This window comes from Chitinibacter sp. GC72 (genome assembly GCF_009760905.1).
Classification (GTDB): domain Bacteria; phylum Pseudomonadota; class Gammaproteobacteria; order Burkholderiales; family Chitinibacteraceae; genus Chitinibacter.
Window position 1 is genome coordinate 65971 of sequence record NZ_VIRW01000014.1, and the last position, 8509, is coordinate 74479.

General features: G+C 54.2%; 9 protein-coding genes, 1 tRNA gene and 1 pseudogene. 8 read left to right on the forward strand and 3 right to left on the reverse strand.

The features are described from left to right. Positions 1–7 precede the first annotated feature (7 nt). Positions 8–607, forward strand: a complete 600-nt coding sequence (locus tag FLS37_RS11950) for a MarC family protein (RefSeq protein ID WP_157670175.1) — start codon at positions 8–10, stop codon at positions 605–607. A gap of 2 nt (positions 608–609) precedes the next feature. Here the strand turns inward: FLS37_RS11950 and rarD are convergent, their stop codons facing one another. Beyond that, on the reverse strand, positions 610–1485 hold the full coding sequence (rarD, locus tag FLS37_RS11955; protein WP_157670176.1) for an EamA family transporter RarD: 876 nt from the start codon (positions 1483–1485) through the stop codon (positions 610–612). Positions 1486–1821: 336 nt separating this feature from the next. Between rarD and rpiA the strand changes: the two genes are divergently transcribed. From rpiA to corA, 4 genes are all read left to right on the forward strand, one after another. After that, a complete protein-coding gene (gene rpiA, locus FLS37_RS11960) occupies positions 1822–2478 on the forward strand; it encodes a ribose-5-phosphate isomerase RpiA (RefSeq protein WP_157670177.1) in 657 nt (218 codons plus the stop codon). A 180-nt stretch (positions 2479–2658) separates the two neighbouring features. Further along, on the forward strand, positions 2659–3372 hold the full coding sequence (gene phoU / locus FLS37_RS11965) for a phosphate signaling complex protein PhoU (RefSeq protein ID WP_157670178.1): 714 nt from the start codon (positions 2659–2661) through the stop codon (positions 3370–3372). Positions 3373–3555: 183 nt separating this feature from the next. Continuing rightward, positions 3556–5049, forward strand: a complete 1494-nt coding sequence (locus FLS37_RS11970) for a Ppx/GppA phosphatase family protein (RefSeq protein ID WP_198314602.1) — start codon at positions 3556–3558, stop codon at positions 5047–5049. Further along, positions 4998–6116, forward strand: a complete 1119-nt coding sequence (gene corA, locus FLS37_RS11975; RefSeq protein WP_157670179.1) for a magnesium/cobalt transporter CorA — start codon at positions 4998–5000, stop codon at positions 6114–6116. Before FLS37_RS11970 ends, corA begins: the two co-directional genes overlap by 52 nt. Positions 6117–6175: 59 nt before the next feature. On the opposite strand, the gene FLS37_RS11980 is transcribed toward corA, so the two are convergent. Further along, complete coding sequence (locus FLS37_RS11980) at positions 6176–6655, reverse strand: DUF456 domain-containing protein (protein WP_157670180.1); 480 nt, start codon at positions 6653–6655, stop codon at positions 6176–6178. 188 nt (positions 6656–6843) lie between these two features. Between FLS37_RS11980 and FLS37_RS11985 the strand changes: the two genes are divergently transcribed. From FLS37_RS11985 to FLS37_RS11995, 3 genes are all read left to right on the forward strand, one after another. Further along, a tRNA-Phe gene (locus tag FLS37_RS11985) sits at positions 6844–6919 on the forward strand. 188 nt (positions 6920–7107) lie between these two features. Beyond that, positions 7108–7815, forward strand: coding sequence for a GTP cyclohydrolase I (gene folE / locus FLS37_RS11990; protein WP_232522587.1), 708 nt, complete (start codon positions 7108–7110; stop codon positions 7813–7815). An 11-nt stretch (positions 7816–7826) separates the two neighbouring features. Beyond that, positions 7827–8246, forward strand: a complete 420-nt coding sequence (locus FLS37_RS11995) for a BLUF domain-containing protein (RefSeq protein ID WP_157670181.1) — start codon at positions 7827–7829, stop codon at positions 8244–8246. A gap of 19 nt (positions 8247–8265) precedes the next feature. On the opposite strand, the pseudogene FLS37_RS12000 reads toward FLS37_RS11995, so the two are convergent. Then, a pseudogene (locus FLS37_RS12000) lies at positions 8266–8509 on the reverse strand (integrase core domain-containing protein); the annotation flags it as partial.

Genomic DNA, 8509 nt, shown 5'->3' on the forward strand with positions numbered 1-8509 from the left:
TCGTGGCATGGATAGCCCGACTTTTCTTTCTGCTTTTATTTTGCTGCTGCTGGTGACCGACCCGCTTGGCGGTATTCCGCTGTTTGTCTCGCTGATGAAGCAGGTGCCCAAAGAGCGGCGCTGGCGCATGATTATTCGTGAAGTCAGCGTGGCCTTTGGCGTCTTATTGCTATTTATGGTGTTTGGCCGCCAGTTTCTGCAGGTCATGCATCTCTCGCAAACATCGCTGGGCATTGCAGGCGGGGTGATCTTGTTCCTGATTGCGCTGCGCATGGTTTTTCCGCACCCCGATGGCGTGTTTGGTGATGCGCAGCAGGGCGAGCCTTATATTGTGCCGCTGGCGATTCCGCTGCTGGCCGGCCCCTCGGCACTGGCCACGGTCCTGCTGCTGGTGTCGCGGGATCCGGAACGGATCTGGCTCTGGGTGGGCGCGCTGGCGCTGACCATGCTGGTGTGCGCCTTGACGCTGGCTTTTTCCGAAAAAATCTCCCAGGTGCTCGGCGAGCAGGTGACCACGGCGTTTGAACGGCTTATGGGTCTGATCCTGACCGCGATTGCCGTGCAAATGCTGCTCGATGGCATCAAGACTTATCTGGCTGGGCTTTAAATTTATGCAACAGCTCTGACCTGCCGCTGCCAGAGGCTTTCGCCGCTAAAGATGATCAGGGCAATCCAGATCAGGCCAAATCCCACCATCCGATCAGGCCCGAAGGGTTCGTGCCATAGCCAGATGGCCAGAATCAGCTGAACGGTCGGCGCCAGATATTGCAATAAACCCAATTGCGTCATGCTGATTTTTCGCGCTGCAGCCGCAAAGAGTAGCAGGGGTATTGCCGTAATGGGGCCGGCCAGCATGACGTTGATCTGTATACCCAGTGGGGCATGGTTAAAGTGATTGCCGCCGCTAGCGCTTAGAAACAGCAGCCCCAAAACTGCCACCGGAAACAGAATCGCCGTTTCCAGCGTTAGCCCCTCCAGCGCACCCAGGCTTGCCGTTTTGCGCAGCAAGCCATAAATGCCGAAAGTGGTGGCGACAGTGAGTGCCACCCAGGGCAGCTGACCCGCCGCCACGGTGAGCCAGGCCACACCGGTTGCCGCAATCCCGATACTGAGCCACTGCACCGGGCGCAGCCGCTCGTGCAGAATCAGCACGCCCAGCAGCACATTAATCAGCGGGTTGATGAAATAGCCCAGGCTGGCGTCCACCACACGCCCCGAATTCGCCGCCCAGATATACACCAGCCAGTTAATCGACAGCAGCACGGCGCTCAGCGCAAACCCACCCAGCAAGCGGCGATTTTTCAGCTGTCCCAGCCAGGCCCATTGCTTGCGCAGAGCCAGTATCCCCAGCAAAAAAGCCAGCGCCCAGACGATGCGGTGTAAAACAATTTCGCCCGCAGGCATAAACTGGATGGTTTTGAAATACAGCGGAAATAGACCCCAGAGCAGATAGGCCAGCGTGGCAGAGAGTAGGCCTGAATTCATGATGGCGGCTCGGTAGATTGGCTATTTAGTATAACGAGGCCAGATCGGCGGCAACAGCAACAGTTCAGTCACTGATCAAGGTACACAATTGAACTAAGATATGGGTATGTGTCTTTAGGCTATATCCAGATTGGCCTGTGTGAATATACATCTACTGGTATGTGCTGCAGTGGCAGCTCGCGGCTGGCGCAAGGCAAATGGGGGGCTTAATTGCGCCAGAGTTGATGCGCAGCAAGTTGCTTGAGCCGCTGCGGCGGCACAATCAGCGTCATGATGCTGCTGGTACGTAATCGGTATCGGCGATATATAATTGCAGGCATTCACCTAGGAGCTGCCATGACTCAAAATGAACTCAAAGAAGCGGTAGGCCGTGCGGCCATTGCGTATATTCCGGATGATTGTATTGTGGGCGTGGGTACTGGCTCCACGGCGAATTACTTTATTGACGCGCTGGCCGAAATCAAAGGTCGTATCAAAGGTGCTGTGTCTTCATCCGAAGCCAGCGTGGCGCGGCTCAAATCGCATGGCATTCCGGTGTATGAGCTCAATACCATTGACGAGCTGCCGGTGTATGTCGATGGCGCAGATGAAATCAACCATCAGCTGCAAATGATCAAAGGCGGTGGCGCAGCGCTGACACGCGAGAAAATCGTAGCGGCGGTGGCTGAGCAATTTATCTGCATCGCCGATGAAACGAAGCTGGTTGATATTCTGGGAACGTTTCCGCTGCCAGTCGAAGTCATTCCAATGGCGCGTTCGTACGTGGCCCGCGAAATCGTCAAGCTCGGCGGTTATCCGGCCTACCGCGAAGGCGTGGTAACCGACAATGGCAATATCATTATCGACGTGCACGGCCTGAAAATTACGCAAGCCAATGAGCTGGAAAGCAAGCTCAATCAAATCGTTGGCGTAGTGACCAATGGCATTTTTGCGCATCGTCGCGCCGATGTGTTGCTACTGGGTACCGCCAGTGGCGTAAAAACCATCAAGTAAGGCATTCGGCACTACAATTGAGCGCATCAAGCGGCAAGACAAAAGTTTTCGCCCGCGCCTTTGGCGAAGGCGAAGCTTTTGTGCAGTTGCACACCAGAATGCGGGCAGGGCGATGAAATGAAATATTTTTGTCATCTTTAGCTGCTAAGGTGTTGGACAATTATCTTGGAGTTATTGCGCATGCCTGAACATTTCTCGGAACACATTTCTACCCAGTTTGACGCGGATCTGAACGCGATTCGTACCCAGGTGATGGCGATGGCCGGCCTGGTTGAAGAGCAGGTGCGCCTGTCCATGAAGGCGCTGGCTTCTGGCGATATGGGCATTATTAATCTGGTAATCGCACAAGAGCAGAAAGTCAATGCCATGCACCTAGAGCTGGACGATATGTGCGTGCACATGATTGCCCGCCGCCAGCCAGCGGCATCGGATTTGCGCCTGGTGATGACGGTGATCAAGTCGGTTGAAGATCTGGAAAGCATTGGCGACAAGGCACACAAAATCTGTCTGCGCGCCAAGTCGATTTTTGATAGCGGCAAAATGCAGGTGCCCAAATTCCAGGAAGTCAATCACATCGCCACTTTGGCACTGGACATGCTGACGCGCGCGCTGGATGCTTTTGCCCGTCTGGATTCGGCCTCAGCAGCAGAGGTGATTGCCGCTGATGAGCAGCTCGATCAGGAATATCGCGCGCTGCAACGTCAGCTGATTACCGTGATGATGGAAGACCCGCGCTCGATTTCGCTGACGCTCGATATTTTGTGGATTGCCAAAGCCACCGAGCGTATCGGCGACTTGGCGGTCAATGTGGCCGAGCATGTGGTGTATCTGGTGAAAGGGCGTGATGTACGCCACAAATCGCAAGCCGAAGTGGATGCGATTGCCAAAGCCTAATTTTGATTAGGTGTTGCAGTAAAAAAAGGGGCAAGCGGATTGTCCCTTTTTTTCGTGTTTTTTTTGCCTGATTACGGTAAATTGACGCACCTAAAGAACAAATAATCCAGAAATCGTTCAGCATTGGCCAGCTCTGGTCTGCAGATGCTGGCGATTTGTTGAGATTTTGGAGCAACCCCCTTCATGAGCGATCACTCGATCATCGCTGCCGTTGATCTTGGCTCGAACAGTTTTCGTCTGCAAGTGGCCCGTGTGGTTGAGGGCTCTTTATTTCCGCTCGATTCGCTGAAAGAGACCGTCCGCCTTGGCGCCGGGCTTGATGCGCAAGGCTGCCTGAGCGACGCTGCAATTGCCGAGCTGATCGCTGCTTTGTCGCGCTTTGGCGAGCGGCTAGCAGGCTTGCCGCCGCAATGCGTGCGGGCGGTGGCGACCAATACGTTTCGTGTGGCACGCAATTCGGCCTATTTTCTACCCCTGGCCGAAGAAGCACTGGGTTTTCCGATCGAGATTATTGCCGGGCGCGAAGAAGCCAGGCTTATTTATATCGGTGCCGCACATAGCCTCCCAAATACACGTGATCGCCGCTTGGTGGTTGATATTGGCGGCGGCTCGACCGAGCTGATTATTGGCAGCCAATATCGCTCTTTCCGCACCGAAAGCATCCAGCTCGGTTGCGTAGGCTGGAGCATGCGTTACTTCCCTGACGGTGTGATCACCCGCGAGCGGCTGGAAACGGCCGAGCTGGCGGCGCGGGGCGCATTTTTGCCGCTGGTGCCTGATTTTCACACCAGCGAGTGGCAGCGAGCGATCGGTACCTCGGGTACTGCCCGCTCGCTGGCGGATATCCTGGAGTTGAACGACTTATCCCCCCTGGGTATCACCCGTTCCGGCATGGCCGCGCTGCGGGAAAAAATGCTGGCGGCCGGGCATGTGGACAAGCTGGTGCTCAACGGCCTGCGTGACGATCGACGCGCCGTGGTGGCAGGGGGCTTTGCGATTATGCAGGCGGCATTTGACATGCTGGGCATCGAGCGGATGAATATCACCTATGGCGCTTTGCGCGATGGGGTGCTCTACGATCTGATGCAGCGCCAGACCCAGTATGATGTGCGAGACCGGACGGTGGATTTCTTTCAGCGCCGTTACCATGTCGATGGCCTGCAAGCCAACCGCGTTACAGCGCTGGCGATGCAATTATTCGAGGCCTTGCGTGGCGAAGCCGTGCCTGACGACGCCGTGCTGGCTCGCCATCTGCATATGGCGGCCTTATTGCACGAAGTGGGACGTTCAATCGCCCACGCCAGCTATCACAAACATTCGGCGTATATTTTGCAGCATGCCGACATGCCAGGCTTTTCCCGCCGCGAGCAGCTGTGGTTGTCGCGTCTGGTGCTGGCACACGCGGGTAGCTTGACCAAACTGTCAGGCGAGAGTTTCAGCGCCGCCGAGTGGGATGCCATTCTGGCTTTGCGGCTGGCGGTGCTATTTTATCGCGCACGGCTGGACGAAACCCCGCCCGAATTCGAGCTGGTGCGCCAGAGCGAAGGCTATACGCTCACCATTGATGCGAGCTGGCTGAATGCGCACCCGCTGACTGCATTTGCGCTTACCGAGGAAACGACTGCATGGCAAAACATCGGCGTGACGCTACAAGTGCGGGCCATCGCCGCCGAATAAAGGCGCACCTTAAATCCAGCAAGGCAGGCCTTGCGCCTGGCTCGCTGCAATACGTCGGTGCCGCAGACCCGCTGCCCACACTGGCGACGCTGATCGAATTTGGCCAGAATGATGGCGACTTTCTGGAAACCCGCTTTACCGCGCTGGAGCAAGGTCGCGACTTTCAGCCCACCTATAGCAATTACTGGCTTAATCTGCATGGCCTTGAAGATCTGGCGCAACTGCAGCTGATCGGCAAGCGCTTTCATTTGCACCCCTTGGTGCTGGAAGACATTCTTAATACCCAGCAGCGCCCCAAGATTGAAAGTTACCCCGGCTATCTGTTTATCACCGCGCGGCTGATGTTTCTGGATGAATTTGGCTCGGTCGATTCCGAGCAGATTAGCCTGGTAGTTGGCCGCAATTTTCTGCTGACTTTTCAGGAAAAGCCCACCGGCACGTTTGCCAGTATTCGTGATTCTCTTCGCAATGGCGAATCGCAGCTGCGCAAATTTGGCAGCGACTATCTGGTGTACGCCTTGCTGGATAAAGTGGTTGATCGCTATTTCTCGGTGCTTGAGCAAATCGGTGAGCGCGTTGACGAGCTGGAAGACGAGATCATCGAGCAATTAAATCCCGATCAGATGCAGGAGGTGCAGCATTTGCGCCGTTCGCTGCAATTGCTCAAGCGCGGCCTATGGCCTTTGCGCGAGGTGATCAATGTGCTGCAGCGCGACGACGCCGACTTCTTTAAAGACGAAACCCAGCTGTATCTGCGTGATGTGTACGACCATACGGTGCAATTGATCGAAAGCGTTGAAGCGCTGCGCGAGGCGGTATCGGGCTTGCAGGATATTTATCTGGCGCTGCAATCGCAAACCATGAATACACAAATTCGCACACTGACGGTGTTCACGATTATTTTCAGCCCATTGACGCTGATTGCCGGTATCTACGGCATGAATTTTGATCACATGCCGGAGTTGCACTGGCCGTGGGCGTATTTTGTCGTGCTGGGTGTCATGGGCCTGCTCGGTGGCGGTTTGGGCTGGTTCTTCTGGTCTAGGCGCTGGATTAATCCGGTCTGATGGGTATAGCGCTATAGCTCTTTTCTGTATTGGCTTGTAGCCCTGTACCCATAGTGCGCTTAGATTAGATAAGCCAGCCAAAACAGGCCGAACATCACAAAGACAATCCCAACTTTGGCAATGGTGCCAACCAGCATGCCAATCCAGCTGGCAAGGCCCACTTTACCGGCTTGTAGTGCGGCGCGTGTCGCATAAAATTCACCCGCTGCAGCCCCGATCAGGGGGCCGAAAATCAGCCCGAATGGCCCGGCAAAAATCCCCAGTAGTGCGCCGATTGTTGCTCCCCTGATGGCCTGCTTGCTCGCGCCAGCGACCTTGGCGCCCATGGCCCCAGCGATATAGTCCAGTGCGCTGGCAATCAGGGCGAGTACCGCCAGCCCCAGCATGGTATAGCCACTTACAGTTTGAAAATCCTGCTGCCACGCAATAATCAGCATGCCAGCAAAGACCAGCGGCGTTGATGGCAGCACCGGCAAAATAATACCCGCCACCCCCATTAGCATCAGACCGATACTTAAAACCCACCAGATTGCATCCATGCCCAATTGCCTTTTCAATCAATAAGAGCCCATTTTGACCTGTAGACCATTAAAATGTTCGGAAATATTATCTGAATTAAATCAGTGAACTAGACAAATTAATGAATTTATATGAATTGAAACATTTGACGCAGCGCACGCGCTGGTGTTTAATTCCGCTTCTCGCTGACCAGCGTCGGTGAGAAAGTGGCCAATTAGCTCAGTTGGTAGAGCAGCGGATTGAAAATCCGCGTGTCCGTGGTTCGATTCCGCGATTGGCCACCACGAATTTGAAAGCCCGCTCACTGAGCGGGCTTTTTTATTGCCGCTTGTAATGCATCAAGATGGATTAAACTCAGCAAACACGCGAGTTTATGGTACGCTACTGATCAGTAGCAGTGTTCTGCTCCTTTATTTCAGCCCGTGTCCCGTGTTTTTTCTGTCACGCCCTGTGCCCAGCCAAGGATTTTATTGTGAGTCAATCTGATTCGACTGCCCCAACAACGATCCCCGTATCACAGCGTATTCGCTATCGCCTGCATCAGGCGCAGCGACGTTTTCACGCCAATGACAATATTGCGGATTTTATCGAGGATGGCGAAATGGCCCAATTGCTCGATGAAGTGCAGGAAAAAATGGTGGGAGTGCTGCAAAGTCTGGTGATTGATACCGAGCACGATCACAATACGCAGGACACCGCACGCCGTGTAGCCAAGATGTATTTGAATGAAGTTTTTCGTGGCCGCTACGTGAAACAACCGGCGGTGACCGAGTTTCCGAATGTCGAGCACCTCAATGAATTGATGATTGTCGGGCCGATTACGGTACGTAGTGCCTGCTCGCATCATTTTTGCCCGATTATCGGCAAATTGTGGATCGGTATTCTGCCAAATCAACATTCCAATCTGATTGGTCTGTCAAAATATGCCCGCCTGGCCGAGTGGGTGATGTCTCGCCCGCAAATTCAGGAGGAGGCTGTCACGCAGGTGGCTGATCTGCTGCAAAGCAAGGTTAATCCGGATGGTCTGGCGATTGTGATGGAAGCCGATCACTTCTGCATGCATTGGCGTGGGGTGAAGGATTCCGACTCCAAGATGATCAATAGCGTGATGCGTGGCCTGTTTTTGAAAGATACGCATTTGCGCCGCGAGTTTCTGTCCCTGATTAACAATCAACGTTAAAGAGGTTTCGCATGCTTGTCCGTTTGATTTATGCCAGTCGGGCCGCAGGTGAGGTAAACGCGGAGTTGCTCGATGCCCTGTTGCGCAGCTCGCGCCAGAATAATCCGGCCATCGGCATTACCGGCGTTTTGTGCTACAGCGCCGGCATGTTTGTGCAGGTGCTGGAAGGGAGCCGCAGTTCGGTATCGTCACTCTACAATGTGATTATTCGCGACCCGCGCCACGAGCATGTCGAGCTGCTCAATTTCGAAGAAATCAGCGAGCGTCATTTTGCCGACTGGACGATGGGTCAGGTGAATATATCCAAGGTCAATCATGCGCTGCTGCTGAAATATTCGGCGCGCAATGAATTCAACCCGTTTGAAATGAGTGGCTCGATGGTGATGCTGCTGCTGGATGATTTAATCGCCAGTGCGGCAATTGGCAAATGAATCTGATTGGAAAGTAAATGTCCAGTCCCGGACGATTGCTGATACGTTTTTTGAATAATTCTGGATGCGTTTTCTGCCATTCTTTCATGGACTGGATCGGCGTGCGATGTCCCAGCGCCAGTTGTGGCAAATGTTGATTGTAGAGCAACACGTAGCGTGCCAGCGTTTCGGCCAAATCGGCGCCTGAGACAAAACGATGAGTGGCCAATACATCGCTAATGCGTCCATTGAAACGCTCGACCATCCCGTTGGTTTGTGGGCTG